Source organism: Wolbachia endosymbiont of Brugia pahangi (assembly GCF_012030695.1).
In the GTDB taxonomy this organism is placed as follows: Bacteria; Pseudomonadota; Alphaproteobacteria; order Rickettsiales; family Anaplasmataceae; genus Wolbachia.
Genome location: NZ_CP050521.1, coordinates 984968 through 1008546, shown reverse-complemented (window position 1 = coordinate 1008546; position 23579 = coordinate 984968). Strand labels below are relative to the sequence as shown.

17 protein-coding genes and 3 pseudogenes are annotated in these 23579 nt (G+C 34.5%); 13 read left to right on the top strand and 7 right to left on the bottom strand.

The window, feature by feature from the left end; genetic code table 11:
* The first annotated feature begins 1 nt into the window (after position 1).
* The 7 genes from WBP_RS04915 (at position 2) to rsmD (ending at position 15302) form a co-directional block, all read left to right on the top strand.
* Positions 2-2407, top strand: a complete 2406-nt coding sequence (locus tag WBP_RS04915) for a VirB4 family type IV secretion/conjugal transfer ATPase (protein WP_167896239.1) — start codon at positions 2-4, stop codon at positions 2405-2407.
* On the top strand, positions 2400-5024 hold the full coding sequence (locus WBP_RS04910) for a TrbL/VirB6 family protein (protein WP_167896238.1): 2625 nt from the start codon (positions 2400-2402) through the stop codon (positions 5022-5024). Before WBP_RS04915 ends, WBP_RS04910 begins: the two co-directional genes overlap by 8 nt.
* Before the next feature lie 50 nt (positions 5025-5074).
* Complete coding sequence (locus tag WBP_RS04905; RefSeq protein WP_167896237.1) at positions 5075-7492, top strand: TrbL/VirB6 family protein; 2418 nt, start codon at positions 5075-5077, stop codon at positions 7490-7492.
* Positions 7489-10611: a TrbL/VirB6 family protein gene (locus WBP_RS04900; protein WP_167896236.1), complete on the top strand. Its 3123-nt coding sequence runs from the start codon at positions 7489-7491 to the stop codon at positions 10609-10611. The genes WBP_RS04905 and WBP_RS04900 overlap by 4 nt, the downstream gene beginning before the upstream one ends.
* A 95-nt stretch (positions 10612-10706) precedes the next feature.
* Positions 10707-13997, top strand: a complete 3291-nt coding sequence (locus tag WBP_RS04895) for a TrbL/VirB6 family protein (RefSeq protein WP_167896235.1) — start codon at positions 10707-10709, stop codon at positions 13995-13997.
* Between the two features lie 7 nt (positions 13998-14004).
* On the top strand, positions 14005-14637 hold the full coding sequence (locus tag WBP_RS04890; RefSeq protein WP_041571597.1) for a WD_0853 family protein: 633 nt from the start codon (positions 14005-14007) through the stop codon (positions 14635-14637).
* A 116-nt stretch (positions 14638-14753) separates the two neighbouring features.
* The gene (rsmD, locus tag WBP_RS04885; RefSeq protein WP_167896234.1) at positions 14754-15302 is read left to right on the top strand and encodes a 16S rRNA (guanine(966)-N(2))-methyltransferase RsmD; all 549 of its coding nucleotides are present in this window, start codon (positions 14754-14756) and stop codon (positions 15300-15302) included.
* Here rsmD and WBP_RS04880 read toward each other — a convergent pair.
* The 7 genes and pseudogenes from WBP_RS04880 to WBP_RS04850 all read right to left on the bottom strand — a co-directional run bounded on the left by WBP_RS04880 (position 15299) and on the right by WBP_RS04850 (position 19348).
* Positions 15299-15463 (bottom strand): hypothetical protein, encoded by a 165-nt coding sequence (locus tag WBP_RS04880; RefSeq protein ID WP_167896233.1) that lies wholly within the window; start codon positions 15461-15463, stop codon positions 15299-15301. The two genes, rsmD and WBP_RS04880, sit on opposite strands and share 4 nt — an antisense overlap.
* Before the next feature lie 4 nt (positions 15464-15467).
* A pseudogene (locus WBP_RS04875) lies at positions 15468-16635 on the bottom strand (IS66 family transposase).
* A gap of 294 nt (positions 16636-16929) precedes the next feature.
* A complete protein-coding gene (locus tag WBP_RS04870; protein WP_167896232.1) occupies positions 16930-17220 on the bottom strand; it encodes a hypothetical protein in 291 nt (96 codons plus the stop codon).
* A 9-nt stretch (positions 17221-17229) separates the two neighbouring features.
* Complete coding sequence (locus tag WBP_RS04865; protein ID WP_167896231.1) at positions 17230-17526, bottom strand: hypothetical protein; 297 nt, start codon at positions 17524-17526, stop codon at positions 17230-17232.
* Between the two features lie 115 nt (positions 17527-17641).
* Complete coding sequence (locus tag WBP_RS04860; RefSeq protein WP_167896230.1) at positions 17642-17842, bottom strand: hypothetical protein; 201 nt, start codon at positions 17840-17842, stop codon at positions 17642-17644.
* Between the two features lie 844 nt (positions 17843-18686).
* Entirely contained in the window at positions 18687-18947 is a 261-nt protein-coding gene (locus WBP_RS04855) for a hypothetical protein (RefSeq protein ID WP_167896229.1), read from the bottom strand.
* Between the two features lie 155 nt (positions 18948-19102).
* Complete coding sequence (locus tag WBP_RS04850) at positions 19103-19348, bottom strand: hypothetical protein (RefSeq protein WP_167896228.1); 246 nt, start codon at positions 19346-19348, stop codon at positions 19103-19105.
* Positions 19349-20151: 803 nt separating this feature from the next.
* Here WBP_RS04850 and WBP_RS06090 point away from each other — a divergent pair.
* The 6 genes and pseudogenes from WBP_RS06090 to WBP_RS04830 all read left to right on the top strand — a co-directional run bounded on the left by WBP_RS06090 (position 20152) and on the right by WBP_RS04830 (position 23577).
* Entirely contained in the window at positions 20152-20361 is a 210-nt protein-coding gene (locus WBP_RS06090; RefSeq protein ID WP_256366189.1) for an aminotransferase class III-fold pyridoxal phosphate-dependent enzyme, read from the top strand.
* 67 nt (positions 20362-20428) lie between these two features.
* Positions 20429-20938, top strand: a pseudogene (locus WBP_RS06085) (aminotransferase class III-fold pyridoxal phosphate-dependent enzyme).
* Between the two features lie 70 nt (positions 20939-21008).
* Positions 21009-21353 (top strand): annotated as a pseudogene (locus WBP_RS06080) (aminotransferase class III-fold pyridoxal phosphate-dependent enzyme).
* Between the two features lie 106 nt (positions 21354-21459).
* Positions 21460-22746 carry an HlyC/CorC family transporter gene (locus WBP_RS04840; protein WP_011256272.1) on the top strand — a complete coding sequence of 429 codons (1287 nt, stop codon included), beginning with the start codon at positions 21460-21462 and terminating at the stop codon, positions 22744-22746.
* Positions 22747-22755: 9 nt separating this feature from the next.
* Positions 22756-23013: a DUF2312 domain-containing protein gene (locus tag WBP_RS04835; protein ID WP_011256273.1), complete on the top strand. Its 258-nt coding sequence runs from the start codon at positions 22756-22758 to the stop codon at positions 23011-23013.
* Positions 23014-23577, top strand: a complete 564-nt coding sequence (locus WBP_RS04830) for a UbiX family flavin prenyltransferase (protein WP_011256274.1) — start codon at positions 23014-23016, stop codon at positions 23575-23577. It abuts the gene before it with no gap.
* The last annotated feature ends 2 nt before the right edge of the window (positions 23578-23579 follow it).

Below are 23579 nucleotides of genomic sequence, written 5' to 3'. Positions count from 1 at the left end.
AATGTTGAGATTCAGAGCCATTCAATCAAAGAATAAGTCTATTCTAAGCAGGGAAGTTCACGCTGCTGAATTTATTCCTTATTCTTGCTATTGGAATAGTACAACCTTGATAACAAAACAAAATTGGTTAGTTAAGTTCATCAAGTTAAGCGGCTTTGCATTTGAAACAGCCGATGACGAAGATCTGGTAATACAAAACAATATCAGGAATCAGATGCTGAGAAGCATTTCATCTCCAGCGTTTGGTCTATATTTTCATACTATCAGACGTAAAAAAAATATTTTTTCTGATGAGTTTGCAAGTCAAAATTTTCCAAACTTTTTTGCTAATTACGTAAATTTAAAATGGAGAGAGAAACACGCAACAAGGCAGTCATTTATTAATGATCTATATATTACAATTATTCGTAGAGCAGACACAAAAGGAGTAGAATTTTTATCGCATCTACTAAAGAAATTTGGACATGTAACTTCAAAACATGCTTGGGAAAGCGATATGCGTGCTACCTATGAAGATTTAGAAGAAACAACGAACCGTGTAATGACAAACCTTAGAAGTTATTCGCCCAAAATTCTTGGAGTAAAAGAAACCCCAAATGGTCTGTTCTGTGAAATAATGGAATTCCTATCTAGGATCGTAAATTGTGGCTTCATTACAAACACACTCCTTCCGCTAAAAACTGAAATATCAAGATACTTACCGGTACATAGGTTATTTTTTGGCCGTAAGATGATACAGGTTGTAACTCATAATGAAAGTAAATACGCTGGAATAGTTAGTATCAAAGAATATGGAAATAATACTTCTGCAGGAATGCTTGACCACTTTTTGCAGCTTCCTTATGAATTTATTATTACACAGTCTTTCCAGTTTACAAATAGACAAATGGCAATTGCCAAAATGCAGATACAGCAAAATCGGATGATACAATCTGCAGATAAAGCTATTTCTCAAATCGCAGAAATTTCTCATGCACTTGATGATGCAATGAGTGGTAGAATTGTGTTCGGTGAACATCACTTAACTATCTTATGTATAGAAAAAAGCCCCAAATCATTGGATAATGCTTTATCATTTGTAGAGTCTGAGCTTTCTAATTGCGGTGTTTACCCTATCCGTGAAAAAGTTAACCTTGAACCGGCATTTTGGGCACAAGTTCCTGGTAATTTTGACTATATAGTGAGAAAAGGTACGATAAGCAGTCTTAATTTGGCTGGCTTTGTATCCCAACATAATTATCCTACCGGTAATAAATTCAATAACCACTGGGGAGATGCTGTAACAGTCTTTGACACAACATCTGGCACTCCATTTTTCTTCAACTTTCACATAAGGGACGTTGGACATACTATGATAATTGGTCCAACTGGTGCTGGTAAAACTGTTTTAATGAATTTCCTATGTGCCCAAGCAATGAAATTTTCTCCAAGAATATTCTTTTTTGACAAAGACCGCGGTGCGGAGATTTTCCTAAGAGCACTTGGTGGTATTTATACTCTGATAGAACCAAGAACTAAGACGAATTTTAATCCCCTACAACTTGACGATACTCCTGACAATAGAACCTTCTTAATGGAGTGGATAAAGTCTTTAATTTCAGTATATAATAATAAATTCACTTCTGAAGATATTACACGAGTTAATGATGCAATTGAGGGAAATTTTAAATTAAGAAAAGAAGACAGATTCTTAAGAAACTTAGTACCATTTTTAGGGCTTGCAGGTTCTGATACTCTAGCTGGAGCGATATCTATGTGGCATGGTAATGGCTCTCATGCTGCAATATTTGATAATAAAGAAGATTTGCTAGATTTTTCAAAAGCAAGAGTATTTGGCTTTGAAATGGCTAGCTTGCTCAAAGATCCCATTGCTCTTGGGCCGGTCTTGATTTATTTATTTCACAGGATTAGTATATCTCTTGATGGCACTCCATCTATTATCGTCCTTGATGAGGCGTGGGCATTAATAGATAATCCAGTTTTTGCACCTAAGATAAAGGACTGGTTGAAAGTGCTGAGAAAATTAAATGCTTTTGTGGTTTTTGCTACTCAGAGCGTTGAAGATGCAAGTAAAAGTGCTATTAGTGATACACTTGTACAGCAAACGGCAACACAGATTTTTTTGCCAAATCTAAAAGCTACTAGTATCTATCGGAATGTTTTTATGTTAACTGAACGCGAGTACATACTAATCAAGCACACAGATCCAAGTACTAGATTTTTTTTGGTAAAACAAGGGATTAATGCTGTGGTAGCTAGAATAGACTTAAAAGGTTTAGATGATATAGTTAACGTATTATCTGGACGCGCAGAGAGTGTCATACTGTTACATGATATATTAAAAGAAGTCGGGGATGACCCAAAAGTATGGTTGCCTATATTTTATCAGAAGGTAAAAAATGTTTAAGACTAAGCTGTCATTGCTATTAATTGCAGTATTTTTACTAAATATAGATTTTTTACTCTCATGTCCAGTATTTGCAGACGGAGTAAGTGGTACTGACAAGACGGAATTTGTTAGCAGATTTAGTTCTGCTGGCAGCTTTAGTCGCGCCTCTAACCCTGACTGTGGGGCTTTTAAAACAGCTGCAGCTATTGCAGGAATAGCAATTGCCGTTGGTGCAGTATGGACTGGCATTGTTTTGATCTTCTCTTCCTCTGGCTTATTTACTGCTCTTGTTATCGTTGGAATGATAGCTGCAATTGTTGGGGTTTGGAAAGCGATAGGAGGACTTGTTGTTTGTGAGCATAGTTTTGTTAGACATCCAGTTGCGCGCGATCATGATGGGGAATATAAGGACTTTGCATTATTAGATGGAGGGTATGCGGATTGTACTAATAAGAATTATCAAAAAGAAGATGAGTATTTTTCTTGTTTGCAAAATAAAACTCGGAAAAACGCAAACAAAAAAGACTACGATAGAAAAAGAGCAGAAAGAGAAGCTTTGAACCCCAATGTTCAGAACAATACAGGAAATTATTACTGGCCAAAAAATAGTGTGCAGTATAGTGAATATATAGAAGTATGTCATCGAAACCCCTTAACATTTGGTAATCTTTTTAAAAAGGAAGATTTCGATCGCAGAGGGGAAGATAAGTATATAAACTTTGATGTCAGGGAAAAAGATACTGGATATGTAGATGGATCATGGTCTCCAAAAGTTGACGGCGACCTAGACTGTAAAGTCCTCAAAGCTGGACAGAGTAAAACCATACATGGGTCAACATTTAAAGCACTAAAAAAGATGGGCAGGTTGTGTGTAGAGTTAGCCAGTATTAGTACGCTTGGCATCTCAATGACTCCCTGGCCGCAAGGAGTTGATGTGGGATGTACAGAGTTGCCACCTGACCCACTTGCCCCTATGTGTGATGAATCTAAGATGAAATTTAAAAATAAGGGTGGCATAATTATCACAGACCCAAACCCTATTAAGGACCTTCTTAAAGGAAATGAGAGTAAAGATTACAAAACTCTAATAAGGGAAAGGGAAGAAAAAAAGGAAATTTTTGTAGGTTATGACAATAAAGGCTGTTTCAGCTCGTATGTCTCTGAAGCTTGCCACAATCAGGCCGGAAGTAAATCATTAGCTCCTATTCCTATAACTTCTATGATAGTGCAATGCATTAAGGAATCGTTAGATAATTTAGTTGCAGGTAAAGGTACACCAAATGGTGAAAGCTTTATATCTGTAGCACAGGAAAGGCTGAAGAACACCATCACTGCTGTTTTGGTTTTAGCTTTAATATTGTTCTCTATAAAAGCTATGTCTGGTGGAGTTCATAGTCCTCAAGAAATGTATATGTTGATCATTAAATTTGCTTTAGTGATTTACTTCACAACAGGCAATACCATGTCTCATTATTATGGAGAATTAACAAAGCTTTCAAATGGTTTATCAGAGATAGTATTAAAAGCGTCATCTGAAAGTAAAGGTATATGTAATTATGAAGCGAAGGATTACAAAAATGATACAACAAATTACAGTTATCTCGCACCCTGGGATAGGCTTGATTGTAGAATTTTATTTTATCTAGGTGCACCTTTGGATGGAATTGCTGGCAAAATTGGTACTGGAGATGTAGGAATATTGGCTATCTTACTAGGTGCTGCTCCTGCCTTGTTAGTTGCAGGTTCAGTAATCGGTATTATTTGCGCTGGTGGACAAATTTTAGTAGCCCTTGTCGCTATATTCATGGCTATTATGATGATGATGGTTATTTTATGGATGTGCTATGTGTTTATCCTATCCCTCATTGCTTTAAGCATAATCATCATTTTATCACCCTTGTTTATCCCTATGGTTTTATTCCAACACACTAAAGGGTATTTCGATGGGTGGCTAAGAGAATTGATTACCTATAGCCTATACCCAGTTATGCTTTTTGCGTTTTTGTCCTTTATGTTCATAGCATGTGATAAAATCTATTTTAAAAATTTACATTTTGAAAAAGAAGAAAAGATAAAAATATTAGGCAACGAAAAACAGTGGTTTAAATTGAAAGGTGGTGAATGTGATAAAAATGAAAATACTCTTGCATGCATGATGCAAAATTACAAATGGGAGAAGAGCAACATACTTGGTCTATTTGATTTTACATACATGGAGTTTGGTAATTCTCTCATCGGAGAATTATTAAAATTAGCTCTAATACTGTTCCTGTTTTATCACTTCCTAAACATCCTTCCTGATATGGCTGCAGAACTTTCTGGTAATCACAGGGCGGCACTCGGTTCTGGTACTACACCTGGAAAAATGATGTCCAAAGCTTTCTCTGTAGCTAAGGCTATTGCTGGAGCTGTTGGTAAAGCTCATTCCGGAGACGCTGCTGGAGCTGCTAAAGAAGCTCAAAAGGCAAGGGATGACTCTAGAGCTCTTGCATCTGGAAATGCTGATGATAAAAGTGGACGATCCCCTGCAACTGTCGGTTCTGAAGCTGCTGATGCCACTGGAGAAGCTATTAGAGGTACTGCTGACGCTGCACAGAGTGCTGCCAGTGAAGCTGCTAACTCTACTGAAAGTTAAAGATGGGTAACAAATGCTTAAATATTTAAGTAACCAGAACTTGGTAAGCTATGCATAAGTTTTTGTTGATATTAGTACTCTTTTTGTTATCTGGTTGTGAAGATCGCTGTATCAAACCAGAGAGCTTATCAAGCTTGCGCGAAAAATTAGATATAGTTTCGACGCAACAGAAGTGGGTCGACTCTGGTGTTTACATTTCAGATAGAATAAAGGTAACGGAAATTAGTATAGTGCCTAGCAAGGTTAATTTTTGTCCCCAGTATGAAGATTTTGCAATTAGTCCTGAAATAGATAATGGTATAGTCCCACGTACATTACCATTTGCGCTTAAAGCAGGTGATTCGATAAGCTTCAGTGTCATTGGAAGTAAAGTGTGTAAAGACAAAAAAGATGATACAATCAGGTATATAAAAATCGATGAAAAGTGTAGAGAGCAAGAAACAGAATATTTTGCACATGTTTTAAATCAAAATGAATGTCAGGCAATATGGCAGGGTGAAAAATATCAGTATACAATATGTCCTAATAAATATATTGTAGGCAACCTACAATGGTTAAGCGGAAAAGAGTACTGGAATCCAAATTTTTCGAAGTTAGATCAAGATGAGGAGGAAATTAAAAATATTATCAACTCTATAAGACAAGGAGAAAACATAGACTGCAGTAGTCTTTCAAATGATCAGAAAGGTGGGATAGATGCGCGCATTTTAAATTTACTCTGCGGACGTATATGTAAATTTGCTTCTGGCAACGAAAACAAAGGTTGTGTGTATGTTGAATACAATAGTATAGAAGGTAAGATATTCCAGTCCATTAATAGTACTAGTGGTAAATCTATTGATGTTGAAGCTATTAGTAAAATACTAAAGGAAAAGCAGATAAAAACTGATATTGCATTATTAAGTATTAATATGGATGGTGAAAAATTTGAACCCGTTCCAATAGGTGGCATATGTACTAATTGTGATTACAAAATAGATAATGATCATCCAGTACCAAAATTAACTTTTAGGTTAGGTGATAGCAGTGGCAAGGGTGGTTTCAACATAAGAGTAACAAAAAAACATAGCCTAAAAAATAACTTATATATACGCATTTCTGACAAACTTCCTGAGCATAATCCTGGTGAAAATCAGGAGGATATACCTGTGGATGTTAGTGGAGTTCATGATACTCAGTATATGGAAGACTTAAAAGGAAAATTAAAAGGCAAAAGCGGCATCATATATTACGGAATAAGAGATCAAGGTTGCGATTATAAGAAAAATGAAGGTCAATTTAGCATCAACTTGACAATCAAAGAGCCACCTATAAAAACCTTCAGTGCAATATATAATTTTTTTGATGAGAAAGTAAAGACTACATTTTTTGGCTCTAACTACAAAGACCCTGACGCAATTCATTCTGATACTAGCCTTGGCAAGGCTCTTTACCAGAGTTTCATATCATTGGGCAAGACAAAAACCATTAGATCTACAATAGTATCGCTGTTAGTATTGTATATAGTCTTATATACCCTTTATTACTTCTTTGGGTTATCTCATATTTCTATATATGAATTTTTAATTATATGCGTAAAGATAGGAATTATTACCCAGTTATTGCGGGATGATAGTTGGAATTTTTTCTATAATAATGCATTTTCTATTTTTATTAACATTCCAAAACATTTAATAGAAATAGCAAACTTCAGGGGTACAACATCAAATGTTTTTGAGTTTCTTGATTTACCATTAAATAGATTTTTATCATCACATTCAGTGTTGTTAATAGTATCTCTTATATTTTCTGGCCCTTTGGGCATTGTATCTTTCTGTTTGGTGATTTGGGGTTTAATAACAGTGAGCTCATCTATTTTTAATGCCCTATTTTCTTTTATTACATCCATAGCAATAGTTGTGCTATTACTATCTTTAGCACCTTTCTTTATTATTTGCCTTCTATTTGCGTACACTAGGCAGATATTTCGCAACTGGGTCAAACACTTGGCAAGATTTGCGATTCATCCAGTAGTGCTTTTAATTTCTATATCATTAATAACTCAAGTTATGGATTACATCATATATTCAGTATTTGATTTTGAAGTCTGTTCTACATGTATACTTAGTATCAACCTAAAAATTTTTGAATCTTGTATTTTCTACGGGTATGCTTCCAAGTATACACCTAACATCACTGCTATGATGGCTTTTGTTATCCTGGGTCACGCTATGAAAGCCTTAGTTGAAGCTTCTTCGAAAATATCCGACTCATTATTTAGTGTTTATGTAATGAGTGAACCTGGAAAACAATATCAACAGAGTTTTATGAGAACAGTAGGGTTAGACGAGGAAAGCGTTCAAAGAAGAGAAAGAAGCGAAGAAGGAGGTGCTCCTCAACAATCAGGTGCACCAAGCCAAAAAGCCCAAATACCGCAAAGGGCTCCAGTACCTAGAATACCTACAGGAGGAGGAAGCGGTCCGTCATGATAAACAAAAGATTGCTATTATTGATACTATATTTCGCAATTACTGGTTGCAACATAGATTGCGTTGAACCTGGGTTGCAGAGCAGAAATACTAGTGTTAATGTGGATGTTCCAGTTCATAAAGCTGATGAAGGTACTAAAATTCATTGGGTTGATTCCGGTCAAGTAATCAGTAAAGGTGAGGAAATCAAATTTACTCTCGATGGATCAATCAATTTTTGTCCTCTTAAAGAAGACAAAAATCCAAGAAAAGTACTTGTCCCTGCTGTATTTTGTGCTGATGGTTCGATACCAAGTTACAGTGATGAATTAATTAATAATTCTGGCCTTAACGAACAAGAAGTGTGTAAAAACGTAGGATTCGGAAACAGCCAATCCTACAGCAAGAGACGTTATGTTGATACTGGAATCAAAGTAAATTTTGGTGATAGGCTAAGATTCAGACTAGTTCCTAGAGAGATAACAATTGATCATGGCAATCCAGGAGGGAAAGGCATCAGTTTTGATGATAATTGTTATAGAACTGAAAAAGGAGATGATAAAGCTACAATAAAAGACATGCTCAATGGAGGAACGTTTTATTGTGAGAACAATGGTAAAAGAATTGCAGAAAAATTTCCACAGCTCAGCAAAGAAAATATGGAAAGAAGAGAAGTGCTAGTTGGAAATGGCTACACTCCATATGATAATAAAGTGCATTTTAATAGAGGCTATATTCAAGATGAAAGCCCATGGATGCACGGTTCGTTGCTCGATTTACGTCGCACTAAAATAGGGTTAAATGAATTATGTGACGGAAAAGACTGCGACTTCAACAAGAGACAAAAGCAGAGCTCTACTAAAATAGAGTTAGATCAATTATGCAAAAGAGGAAAATGCGATTCTGACGAAATAAAGAAGTACAGCTCTTATGAGCTTAACTGTTACTATCAAAACGTGTGCTATACTGAGAGGGGTATATGGAATTATAGTTCACATGAAAACAAAGAACGGAACTGTGTTTCTTCTATAAGGTATAATAAATATGATAAAGGGAATAAGTGTGATATGTATTCTTATCTTGAAGAAATTCAAAAGAGACTGAAAAGTACTGAACAAAATAAGCAAGATACTGAGCAAGTTAATAAAAATAATAAAGATAGCGGAGATGAAGATGACGAAGAGGATAAGGATATTTCCAGAGCTGAGGCTCTTGTTGCAAAGATAAGCGATCCAGGTGGTGCAAGCATTCCTGGAAGCGAACGTTATGATATGAAGGATACTGCTAAAGGTACCCAATGTCTTCCGAAAAGAAAAGGAGCACATGAGAACTTGGTGTGCTCAGAGTTAAACGATAATTTTAGGCATTTTTCTTTAAGATTAAACCATGATTATGCAATAGATATGGAAGGTGTAAAACCTAATAGTAGTGTAATGCTTGCTATTGCAGATTATGGTCATTACTACTATAATAGGGGTGGTTACCATGTTGAAGTAACTAGGTCATGTGAGTATATTAATGGCCAAAAACTATATATGTACTTAGGTGATGAGCCACCTAAAGATTTGCGCGGTGTAGGAACCAGTGATTTCCAAATAGTAGGAGTAAGAAAGGGAAAAGATGAATACATTATATTAGATGTAATAAGTGGAGAGCATTTTCGGGACGGAGAATCTAAAAAGATATATTTTGGTATTGATGTAAGAAGTGCAGAGAAAGATGATATTACAGACAAAAATGGCAGATATTATGAAAACAATAAGTATATTGTAACCTTATTTATAAAAAGAAAGATTAACGATTTTATTTCATCAAATATAAACAAAATATTTAATTTTATAAAAAAAGAAGTAATTGGCGACAGCGTTAAAGTTTCGTATGAAGGATATACAAAAAGTCTCCTTCAAGGAGTAAGAGCTTTGCTTACTCTATACGTTATATTTACTGTTGTTGGCTATATGCTTGGAACAATACAGCTAAGTAAATTTGACTTTATTATAAGGATGATGAAGATAGCATTTATAGCTTTTGCCATTAGTGACAGAAGTTGGGAACTCTTTGGCATGACTTTATCTAAACTTTTTATGGATGGTAGCACTTATCTAGTTGATAGTTTCTCTGGCTACATAGGAGAGGGAAGTGAAAGATTTGCATTCTTAGACTTAACAGCGGGAGTATTATTCACAGGAGAGACTTGGTTAAAGTTTCTATCATTAATGCTCGCTGGTCCTTTTGGTTTCGTAACTTTCCTGATAATACTCCATGCTAGTTTTACATTCTTACAATGTATTATTAGTGCTACATTTAAATATGTAATATCTACTATTCTAGTAGCGTTTTTGCTGTCATTAACACCTTTATTTATTATATTTATTTTATTTCAACAGACTAAATCTCTGTTTGACAACTGGATAAAAACTCTGGCTCATGTTGTAGTGCAACCAGTAGTCTTATTTTCATCTTTATCTATTTTAAACCAATTGATGTATTCAGCCTTGTATAACCTCACGAATTTTTCTGCATGCTACCAATGCTTAATTAGCGTAAATTTCTTATCGTACGATCTTTGTATTATGAAATCAATACTGCCTCTCGGATACAATCCTGGTACTAGCGTTGATGTTGCACTCAACACCGGAGAAAGAACTGGTGGACACTTTGCAGCATTGCCTATAGATCTAATCCAGGCATTTATATACCTAATTATTGCTGGCACAATGGAAGTTTTTGTTGGTGCATCAGAAGCCGTAGCGCAAGCGATATTTGGCGCCGGTTATGGAATTATAAATGGTGTGAGTAATGTTGCCAGTAGTGCATCGCAATCTATATTGTCAACTGTTGGCCTTGATCGTGATACTCAAGGAAATATTAAACGGATTAGAGGAGCTATACATAAAGATCCAGCAGAAATTAAAGCTCAGCTTCCAACGCCCAAGGAAAGCCAAACTGAGAAATTATCAGACGTATCAAACAAAGAAAAACCTGATGATGGGAAAGATGCAAAGAAAAAGCAAAAACAAACTGAGGAACAACTAAAAGCACCGAGCAAAAAAAAACGCAGTAATCAAGAAGATTCTGGTGAAGCAACAAGCACTTCTAGTGATGATCACCAATCTAAGGAGGATGAGAAAAAGAATTAGAAGGAGAGGATATGATTATCATGTAGTAACTAATTAAAAAGATGTTTTAAATAAAGTTTTAGAAATTTATTTCTATATTTGGAAAAAGTTTAGATATGCAGTTATGCTTAAGCAAATTTTGGTTTAGGTTACTACTTCTTACAGCTTATGTGCTGATAACAGGTTGTGATAAGCATGATATGCCTTTTCCAAGATGTATATCTGCTGACTATTTTGGTCCTGAACCTATTACGGTTGGTGCTCATTTTCCAATCGGTCATAATGCGTTTTTTCCAGATGATGGAGAGATTATTGACCCTGATACTGGCGAAATTAATTATGGTTTTCACCATAACCAAGTGGTGAAATGGAAAGATACTGGACTAGAAACCAATGGAGATGATTTAATAGTGCGAGTTAATGGTGCATGGACATCTTGGAGTAATAATAACAAAAGAGAATCTCAAGGTAGTTACAGTTTGCAAAGTTTAGAGCAGCTAAAATATGCAACCAGATTTGAAGGCGAACAAGGTGATGATAATTTGCCTAACTTTCACTTGGTTTGTAATGATTATAAACCTAGTACACCACAGAACGTTTCAAGTAATCTTAACGCAAGTTGCACTGTGAGTTGTAACTGCATTAATAAAGATGATAGCAAGAGTACGGTGTCACGTGGGGCTCCATGTTGGTTTACCAAAGGTTATGGCGCTTATCTTCTATTTAAATCAGGTGATGGCAACCCTAATGAAAGTCTGCAATCAATGCGTAATCCTTCATTTCCCACTGTACATTTAGGTTACAACTCTACAGCAGAAGACGGAAGTGGACTGTTTACTCTAGAAAGAAATAGCACTAAATTAAAGGACCAAAATTGTGATACAGTGAAATTAAAAAAGGGATGGAAAATATATGTAAAAATATTAGACAGATATTACTTAGATAATGTAGGTGGCTACTCCTTTGAATTTTTGAGTGGAGTGCAGAAACCAAGTACCTTTGGATTTTTTGATTACGTTTATAACTATTTAAAATGTGCATTATTGATTAACGAAAATTGTGAAAAGCATTTTGACAGTAAAGATCCTGCAGCTGCACAAGCTATATTTCAAAACATAGCGGAAAAAAGCACGAGCTTTCACAATTTTGTTCTTTCTTTGCTTGTTCTATTCATAGTAATCTCATCGCTTCTTTATCTTTTTGGTATGATACGAGAAACTAAGCATGATATGCTCATCAGGATGATGAAAATCACTCTAGTAATAGTGCTTATATCTCCTGGAAGCTTCAAGTTTTTCTATGATCATTTTCTTATTTTATTCGTTAAAGGCCTTGAACAATTGATAAGTATAATTACTAATTTTGCTCCCAACATGAACACCGGAAGTGATTCAAGCATTGCTCAAGGAGATGAAGCTCGTGTTAAGTTGTTTAGCTCTATGGAAGATATGTTTAACAAGTTTTTTGCTTACTCCGTTTGGAAAAAGTTTGCGGCGTTTTTGCATTACCAAATGTGGTCAAGCATTCTTATGGTGCCAGCAATTTTCATAGGGATCGTCTTATATTTTCTGTTGTGTTTGTATGCTTACATAATATTTCTTTCGGGCTTTGTAGGTATAGCTTTTCTTATAGCTATAATGCCACTGTTTCTAATCTCTATTTTATTTTCACCGCTAAAAAGCTTATTTGAAGGTTGGATAAAATTTTGTATTAGTTTCTGTTTGCAATCAATTATAATATTTACCCTGCTGTCATTGCTAGCTGCAATCATAATGAATACCTTTTACAGACAGTTAGGTTTCACTGTATGCTACAATAAGTGGTTTGAAGTGAGGTTATGTGCTCCAAAATGGGTATTTGGCGGTTTTTGTATCATTGATAAGCAATACTTTGGTTGGACTCCTGGGCAAATTTTTGTGCCCTACTCTATTGGAGAGGCTTCCCCACTGAATGTAGACAAAAGCATAGAGGGTGTAGAAAAATTAAGCAGAGAAGGTGGTACAATAAAATTTACTGGAGGTGCTGGATATATCCCTCTCCCACCGGATTACCCTAAAAATGAAAGCGGTGAATATATAAAAGGTTTTCGTTACATAGATTATCCTTTCTTCAATCCAATTCCTGGCACTAAAGATAATCCAGCGGACCATTATATAGCAGAAAATGACATTATAGTTGATGATAGTTGCAGTGCAAAAGACCTAGTACGTTTAACAAATAGTTTGCTACATGCAGTAGAAAAGGCTGATATTCTATTGTTGATTGACAGTATAGATAAAAAGATAGGTAGTGAGATAAAAAGGCGTTATTGTCAATCTCAACAATATGAAGAAAAATGCAAAAATTATGAAGAAATAATAGGCGACCACAGAAAGGGCATCATTCGACCAAATTTAAAAAGTGAAATAAGGTCTTTAGTGCAGAGTGTGGTAGAAAATCAAGGTTGTAGAATACTGAAAATCCATGATTCCAACAGTGAATGCTGTCAGAGATGCAAAGATTGCAAAGGCTATCAAGAAAATAGCGATTACCAAAGGGTACAAGACATACAGAGAGGTTATTTAATCAATGCAGGAGAGATCTTTATATTATTCTTACTTTCATTTTTAATGTTCTACTTACGCGAGTTTGTACAACAAATAGGCTCAAGTATAACTGGTGGTGGATACAGCGTTTACAATATATCTAAAATGTATGAAGGAGGTGGTATATTACCCCAAATTAATTTGCCATTTAAAGTAGGTGGACAAGACATTAGCTTAATGCATGCTATTTCTATGCCTAAGCATTTGTGGCAAGATGCAGTTGGTGGAAGGTTAGATACTCTCAGTAAATTTGCTACTGGGCTCCCTAACCAGTTGGCTGGAGGTACAGCTAATTTATTAGGCAGAATACCAAAGGTGGGAGGTGTATTGAAACATGCTATTGATATACCACGTAGGCTTGTAGGTACTACGGTTGAGGCAACAAAATTTACAATATCACCTGAAAATGACGTTGATAAGCTTGAAGAAAGAATTTACAGAGCATTTGGAGTTGATAAAGAAGATATCACACACAGGAGGATTGGTAGATATTTAGATTATTACAAAAGATATGTAGGATCACATTTGGGCTACACAATAGAAGATGCCATGAAGTTTACTTGGAGACATGGTCTTGATTCTATAGGAAAGCATGGCTATAACCATAATCTACTTTATAGGATAAAAGAATACAGAAAAGCGTTCTTAGAAAAACTTCATGATGACACCATAGGGCGCAAGAGGAAACCGGAGAGGTATAAAGATAAAGATGATAACAGTCAACCTAGTACACCAGGTTTAAAACAAGACAGGAATCTATCGAATGAATTAATAAAAAGAGGTGTATCGAATAAGCTAACAAAAGATAGAAATAGTGAATAGGATAACAATGAAAGCTAGTAAAAAAAATTTCAAGGGCTTTGATTATTATAAACTGCAACAAGACGATTATGGTAACATAAAGTTAAATGACTATAATGACGTTTTGAATGCGCGCAGAGCAAGAGTGGACTTATTGCTGGATAACACTAAACAAAATGACATTAATCTTTCAAAGCTAGATAAAGCCCTTAGTGAGAAACTCATAAATGATAGAGGATTGTTGTCTGAATTTGATCAGGAGGATCGAGAAATTGTGCAGGAAGAGCTTAAGGTGCTTGATGTTTTAAATAATCTTGATGATCTTGTAGACATTAAAAGCGAAGATCTATTAGAGGTTAGTTTACTGCTGTCAGATCTTAGCTTCATCGAGAGAAATGTTGTACTTAATAATGACCAGAATTCTAATTTAGCAGAATTTAAAAGTCTATTTATCGAAAAAAGGGCATCTGGTGAGAAATATAGCGATGAAGAATGTAAAAGCTTTCTCAATAACATAGACAAAATTAATACTATGATTAAGTTGGAGTTAGAAAGCAGAATTGAAGGATTAACCCATGATGAAAGGGATGACCATGATGACTTACAGGATGAGATTGGTCATGCAATCGATATAGTTGATAAATCAAAAAAAAGTGATTGATTGATCTTGTGTTTGATGTAAGTAATTCTGGTGGTATCTTCTTATTAATCTGCTAAAGTCGTATTGACATTAATTATGTATTATTAAATAATTAGTTACTTTGGAGCTCATTTAGTATGCTGCGTATTATTGCAGGAAAGTATCGTGGAAGAAAAATAGCCACAGGCAAGCATTTAGCTGCGCGACCAACTATGAGCATTGTCCGAGAAGCAGTATTTAACATACTCTCCTCGAAAAAAACTATTTACAACTTGAATATACTTGATTTATTCTGTGGAAGTGGTTCTTTTTCATTTGAAGCGCTTTCTCGCGGTGCCAAACATGCATTCATAGTAGATTTAGACTATTACAATTTGCAATTACCTGAAAAAACAGCAAAAGATCTTGGTATTACAGACAGTATTACACTAATTTGTTGCAGTGCTAACGCATTGCCAAAACCTGTTTCAAAATGTGACATAGTTTTTATAGATCCTCCTTATTATAGTAATCTAGTTAACTCAACTTTAGACGGATTGGCTAATTCAGGATGGTTAAGTGACGATGCATTGATAATTTTAGAGGTTAGAAAAAACGAAGATTTTCAGTGCAGTAAAAACTTTAGTGTAATCTTGGAACGTACTTACGGTATAGCAAGAATAATTTTTCTTTCTCTATCAACTTAAACTTGTATATACTCTTCATTGGTGGACCTCAGTTCTATTCCGATCAAACTTTTGGTAATATCACCTTTATCAAGGTAGTCTTCTAGTTCAAGTTTTCCATTGAGTCCACGGTTTGTTAAATATTTACGTATATTATTAATAAATTTATTTTCTATATCCATTCAGCTAAGCGGTGTGAGAGACGATAGATAGGAGATTATGGAAAGGGTTTAGCTCCTTTTGTTTCCATGTTAAGTATAATGAAATTACCCATTCAAAAAATGCATTTCTTTGTCCCGATTATGTAAGATATGGGTTTTTGTATAAACTATATAATGCAGTGTTTGCCGTTCAGTATGGTTGTTCGTTAGCAGAATGTTTCCTGGATCATCCAAAAATTTCCACATCGTCCTTTCAACTTCAAAATATTTTTTGCAACTCGAGAGGCTCCAATTGTTTTAGGTAACTGGGATATCTCCTTCAAGTAATACCTTGTGCACTTTCACAATTTTCTGGTACGCCTGACAAATCTTAAAATATCTATCTCATTCTTTAGTAAGGCTCTTTTAGTGCAAATAACTCAGCAGCAACGTTTCTTTTAAATAACAGGCGAGAACTTTGACTTCTCTGTTACAACTATAGGCTAATCTTTCAAAATCTCTTGATAAATGAGTCCAACAGATCTGTCTCTTTTTATCAGTAAAATAACTGTATGCTGCATACCTGTTAGTTATTACTAAGCTATGACAATTGCAGAATTTACTATTTTTTTAAACTTTCATTCCTCTTAACTCTGTCAACTTTACAAAACTTGCCGTATTACTTGTAAACATCCAGCGCTAACTAAGCTTACCTTTATTGTAATGGCTGGTTTCGTCAATATAAAGAACTTTGCTTGTACTTACTTCTTGTTTAACTGCTAATACATTTCTTCACATTTTGAAGCTATTCTATGTTCACTATTTGATATGCTACCAACACTTATGTTCACATTGAAAATGTCATTATAATATTCGCTATTCCATATTTCGAATTTTTATAAAACTTGCTGAATGCTGCAATTATCAACTTAACTCTTGGCCTAAATGTGTCTGGTATAACACCTTCCGGTAAGTTGATATTCCATTACATAAGACTCGATCTTCGGAAGATCAACTTGGTGGATGTATGGTTTATCAAATAATGAATTTTTTGAATTTAAACCGAGCTTTTCCTTTAACTCAGCATTTTCTATTTTCAAAATCTTGTTCTCTGCCTTTAGACTTTCATTCTCTCTTTCCAATCTTTCTATTTTTGCTTCTAACTTTGCTATTTTCTGCTCCAGACTTCTGTAAAGTTCTAAAAGATTTACCATATTACCTCACTTTTGCTCTATCGTTATCTTTTATACTACCTTGTCTATCTTATTTTGCTACTCCGCTGAATGGATACTTTTAACTTCACGTCTAAATGGCCGAAATCCCTTTCAAAAGTTACAGAATCTGGTAACTGTCGCTGCTTAGTTCTTTACCCATTCCTATAATCTGTAAACAGTTACAGCTTCTTAAATATTTGTAGCTAAAAGTTATGTCAAGATCTTCTACAATTCGATGGATATAACTCTGGAATAGTATGAAGAATCAAATTATTATCTCCTAGAGAGAACTTGCTATTTGTATTTGTTACTATGTATTCTTTTTCTATATTCATTCGGAAGAATTATAAATGTTGCACCTATTCCTTCATGGTAATCGCAATGCTTAAACTGAATATTTTTACTGAAATAATCAAATTCATTAATTAGTTTAACTATTTTCTTACCTTTTTTACTACTTGTTAATTCGAACACGTTAGCTAAATGATAACCATGAAAGACTGGTTCAGCGGATCCTTCCTTAATAAAAAACGGTGGTCGGTGACTAAATAACTCGCCGAGATTCAAACTGTATTTTTTTCGCACAATTTAAACCTATGAATTTATTCTTATCCGAAATGTTTGAATACTGTAGGTCATATTTTTTATATTCAAAGAACTCATTTCCCAGCGCATGTAAAAGGTCAGTTTGTAATCATCACCAAATTTAACGGCTTTTAAAAAATGGAAATCCCTGCTAATAACTACCTTCTCTTCTGTAACATGATTATACATAACCAATTGGTCATTGAGCATGTGGTAACCTATTTTTGGTAAAGTAGCCATTGTCTTATCATTCAAAACAATATTTGCTTCATAGACATCAGAAGATAGTTCTTTTCCTTTTTGCAAAGTAAATTTCTGCTGTGCATTTCCAGCCTTGATTAAGCTATCTATTGCTGTAAATGCATCACTTTGTTATATTGACATGATAGGACCGTTATCACCATACGTTGTGACATAAGCATCATCCTTGTTTGATATGCAGATAGTTTGAGAACAATCGTCCCCTGTCAAGTAAAGCCTGCCTGTTTCTTCTTTGATCTTTTTGCAACACTAGATTATTTTCATCATAAAAATTAATGAATTTTAGTACTCCAGTTAATGGGTTTCCAGAATTGTAAAATAATAACCCAACACCAAAATCTTGACCTTCTATGTTTTTCAATACAGGGCTGAACTTCCTTTATGTAAAACTATTTTATCGTTTTCCCACCTTAATTTTACACCATTAGTATTGTTTCCTATTTCCAATAGGACATTATCGTTTGAATGGATATTATGCTTGTTGCCATCATGCTTTAACCTGTGTAGTATGCAGTAGGAAGTTTAATCAGCTTTTTATAGAGTGGATCTTTGTTATCTATTCTAAATGTGTATTGTTTCATACTATTTTACCAAAATTTACTTTAACAGTTTTTCACCTTAAAATAGCCAACAGTCTACCGGATAATGGCACTGAGACTACTTAGAGGAGTAACATCATCCATAAAATTTTTGGTTACTTGTTGCTATTTTTTTAGCGTTAACAAAACCTCTTTACTGTTCGTTGCTTTCTAAGTCCTTTCCATGCAATCTTTTAAAATAGCCAAAAATCTATCAGTTTGTTTGTAATGAGGTCATGGTTTTTTTGCAACTGAGCATGAGAGTTTCAACAGTTTGTTACGGGTCTTCATCATTAGATAATGACTTACTCACAATAGTTGACTGTAGTTCTATTGGATCAAAGTTTAAACTTTTTTGAAATGCTGCATTTTGGAGCTGTTTCTGCCAATAATTTTGCGTCTATCATTTTGCCACTTGATTGAGCTCCTGTATTTTATTTTCTATTTTATATTCATCTTGTTTTACAGAAGGATAAGAGAAATTTATTACTTGAGATATAAATGAGATTGGTCTACTTGCCACACTTGCTACTAGGCTGTTAAAATTTTCAGCTTTTCTCCTTCTTCTACATGCAGTACAAACTTGATCTGTAGGTTTTGTCTTGCAAAATATATCTTTTTTTTTATTTAAAGTTCCTTTGTTTCTTGTTTAAGGGTTTTAGTACTTTGTTTTGATAGAAATGCTTGTCTAGCAAAATCTTCGGCATTTTCGCTTGCGGTTTCAGCTTTTTTTGTAAAATTCACTACTTTATCGTGTAGTTCTGTATTCTTATCTTTAGCATTTTGAGCGAAGCTTTTAGAAACATTTCTAGCTGTCTCTGTCGCTTCTTTAGCATCCTGAATTTTAATTTTCGTTTGATTCATCTCACTCAAAAACTGATCAGCCACTTCAGCACCTAATCTTCCTTTGGACTTTGATAGACATAACCTGGTTCACCTTTAGGACCAGCTGGACCTGGATAACCTGTGAACCAGAAGGTCCACTTGGTCTACATCTAGCCGTAAAGTATCAACCATATCTCCCAAAGGGCTTAACTCACTTTCTAGTCTTTCAACCCTTTCTTCAAACCTATAAGTTCTCTCAGTTTCACATCAACCTCTAAAAAGTTACCGAAATTTTCTAAGTTATAATAATAAGGATATAAACTTGAGTTATTACCAGAGTTATATTTTACAAAATTGAGTTTTAAATCATAAAAGTTCTTACATTCACCATTTTCACCTGATATGCAGCCAACGTAGTTATTACCTGGCTTTTCCATTGCAAAATTACTATCTTTTTCTTCCAAGCTCTCTATTTTATGAGAAGGGAATAGTTTGAAGTTACCATCTCTCCTGTCGAATGTTGGGACAACATTGTTCAGTATATCAACCTTATGCCAATATAATCATGTATTTCAACGTTCTTATAAGCTTTGTATACAAATTGCGATTCTTTAAAAAAGTTCTCTCCAATTCGTACCTCAAGTCTATTATTAGGCAAAAATTTAAGATTTTTTAAAATAGAGCTTATATTTTCACTACTCGTTATATTGTTTGAATCTATTAAAATCTTACTGTTTTCCAGTAATTCGTAGGAACATTACACCTTTCATGATCGAATATATAAACATATTAAATATTTATTTATTTTCAGGTATACGACCAATAGTAGCTACATTATTAAGAGATTATACCATTACAACTTTCATTATAGTAATAATAGTAAGGTTCATCTGAGCTAGTAACTAAAGCTAACTTTATTATTATTTTTTATTGTTTTTAGCTTTAGTTGTAGCCCTTGAGAAAATGATTCAGTACCTTATGTACCCCGCGACTATAGTCAATCATAATAAAACGCTGATCTGTAAGCTCACCGATAGTAACATAAGATACGATACAGTAGGAAAACTAAGTGTCGTTTTACTATTTACTCTTACTTTAGTAGTTATCACATAACAATTTGCGTTACTGCAGACATTACCTTGGAGCATCTTCTTTTTCTAATGCAAAACGCACTTTTACCTCCTTCCACGTTCTATATTTTAGATGTAGTTAATTTACAAACACTAATTATTTGTTGATAATGATGTATAGCTATAGTTACGAGATTGTGGATAATACTATAACACTTAAAATGAGTTATATTATTAACGCATATAGCAGGCTTGAAACCCCTATGGTTAGAGGGGAAGGAGTATATCTTTTTGATAGAGACGGTAAGAAATATTTAGATTTTGCTGCAGGTATTTCTACAACCTCTTTAGGACACTGCCGTCCGTACATTGCAGACAAGCTAAAAGAGCAATTGGGTTCATTGTGACACTGCTCTAATATTTTCACTATTCCTAAGCAAGAAAAGCTTGCTGAGCGTTTAGCAGCACTTACTTTTGCAGACAAAGTTTTTTTTCTGCTCAGGTGGGCTTGAAGCAACAGAAGCCGCAATTAAATTTATTCGCCATTATTTTTATTCAAAAGGACAAGAAAAGCGTAATCGTATCATTACAATCGAAGGAGGATTTCATGGTCGCAGTATTGCTGCGATTTCTGCTGGAGGAAATAAAAAATCACGCGAAGGTTTCGCTCCGCTTCTTTCTGGCTTTGATAAAGTGCCAAGGAATGACGTCAGAACACTAGAGGAAAAAATCAGCAATGAAACAGCTGCTGTGTTTTAGAGCCCATACAAAGCAAGGGTGGAGTGTATACACTTGATGTAAGGTATCTTCAAAAAGTTAAGAGAAATAACAAAAGCTCAAGAAATAATTCTATGCTTTGATGAAGTGCAATGTGGATATGGACGTATCGGTTCTTTATTTCATTATCAAAATATAAAATTTGAACCTGACATGTTAACTTGTACAAAGGCTATGGGTAAGGGGTTTCCTCTAGCTGCATGTTAGTAGAAGATTATATAGCGGAGGCGATACTCCAGGAACACATGGATCAACATATGGTGGTAATCCACTTGCTATGACTGTTGGTAATGCAGTGCTCGATATAATGCTGGAAAAAGGCTTTTTTAATCATGTTTAAGAAATTAGTAAATATCTAAAAGAAAAACTGTTGCTTTTAGCTGAAGAGTTTCCAAAGATAATTTCCGAAGTTCGTGGAAAAGGTTTGTTAGCAGGAATAGAACTTAAGGACCCTTTGGCTGATAAAATTGTCAGTCGATCTCTTGATCAAGGTTTAATAATGACTAAAGTTTTGAATGATAGGGTAATAAAAATAACCCCTCCACTTATCGTTGAGGATAAACATATGGACGCAGCATATGATATACTCTATAATTTATTTTTTAAGATTAAAGCTATATGAGCATTTTAAACATATAAAATCCACCATATAAAACTTCAAACTTGCAAATGCTTCTTGTAATATATAAAATTAGCTCTGTTTTTAGTCTCAATAACATCATACTTTAATGGATTGGTTATTGGTTTCAATATTATCGATAATTTTTGTTTTGTTGATTTTATCGTTTTTATTTTCAGGAGCAGAAATAGGTTTAACCTCTGTTAGTCGTTCTCGAGTCAATAAGCTAAAACTAGACGGCAATAAAAGGGCCAAGATAATAGACCACTTATTAAATAAAAAAGAATTAACAATAGGGACAATATTACTTGGGAATACGATTATTAATATTACTTGTTCCGTTTTATTTACAGCAATATTTATAAATCTCTTTGGAAATGAAAGTGTTTTTCTATCAACAATTGTAATGACGTTTTGTATCTTACTGTTCTGTGAGGTGCTACCAAAAACTTATGCTATGCAAAATCCTGAAAAGTTTACGTCATTCTCTGCTTATTTTGTACTGTTTTTTGTCAAGATTTTTTCCCCATTGACGTTAGGCATTCAGTTTATTGTTAATTTCATTTTAAAATTATGTGGGTTTCATAAAAACAGGGAGGCAATATCTGCAGCGGATGCAATGCGTAACATGATTGCCCTTCACCGCAGTGAAGGAACAATGTTACAACAAGATTTGGATATGTTAAGCAGCATACTTGATTTAGCTGAGACAGAAATATCAGAAATTATGACCCATAGGAGAAACCTATTTTCTCTTGATATAGATCGAAATAAAGAAGAATTAATAAAAGAAATTTTAACCAGCAGTCATAGTAGAGTGCCTTTATGGCAAAAGGAACTAGATAACATTGTCGGAGTAGTTCATGTGAAAAATCTAATAAATGCCTTGCGTGAAAAGGATAATAAAATAGAGGAGGTTGACATTGCCCAAGTTATGTCAAAACCTTGTTTCTTACCGGAAAGTACACCGCTCAGTGTACAACTTCATAACTTCCGTAAAAATAGGAAACACCTTGCATTTGTTATTGATGAGTATGGAGCGCTGCAAGGAATTGTAACCCTTGAAGATATACTGGAAGAAATAGTTGGAGAAATTTCCGATGAACATGACCTGATCACGGAGAATTTTATAAAGAAGATGTCTGATAATGTGTATCACATAGAAGGGAAATCTACTATTAGGGATATTAACAGACAGTTACACTGGGATCTTCCTGACGAAGAAGCTACAACTTTGGCGGGTATGATTGTAAATGAGATAGAGCGTATTCCTGACGAGGGCGAGGAATTTTCCATGTTTGGTTTTTACTTTAGGATTTTAAAAAAAGATAAAAATATTATTACTGTCATTGAAGTACAAGTAAAAACTGATAATACTGTAACAGCAATTGATTAATTGGATTTTATGGGAGACGCAGTAAAAGTAATAGCTGAGGAGTTAAAGGGTTATATAGAGAGGATTGAAAAACTTGAACAAGAAAAGAAGAATGTGCAAGATCAGATTCATGATGTATATGCAAAAGCCGCAGATAAAGGTTGGAATATAAAAGTGATGAAACAAATTATTAGGCTGAGAAAAATGGAAGATGGTGACAGAGCAGAACAAGAAATATTGCTTAATACTTATAAACGTGCATTGGGAATGAGTTGCGAAGAAAACTAAGTGAATAACAGAATTGTAATTGGAATAAGTGGAGCATCTGGTTCTATTTATGGTATGCATATTTTGAAGGCACTAAAAGGTGCTGATTGCGAAACTCATTTAGTAATAAGCCGTGCTGGAAAAACAACTATAGCTCATGAAATTACAGAAAGACTTGAAGATATTACATCACTTGCAGATTTTTACTATTCTGAAGAAAAAATAGGAGAAAAAATAGCAAGTGGCTCATTTAAGACTTCAGGGATGATTGTTGCTCCATGTTCTATGAAAACAATGTCCGAAATTGCATCAGGTGTTACTTCCAATCTGTTAACAAGAGCTGCAGATGTAACGCTAAAGGAAAGAAGAAAATTAGTTCTCATAGTGCGAGAGTCACCGCTACACCTTGGTCATTTACAAAACATGCTGAAATTAACGGAGATGGGAGCAATAATTGCTCCACCAATGCCTGCTTTCTATACTAAACCAAAATCATTGGAGGATATTATAAGTCACTCTATTAGCAAAGTATTGAGTTTGTTTGATATCAAATTACCTGACTTCAAAGAATGGCAAGGAGTATAGCA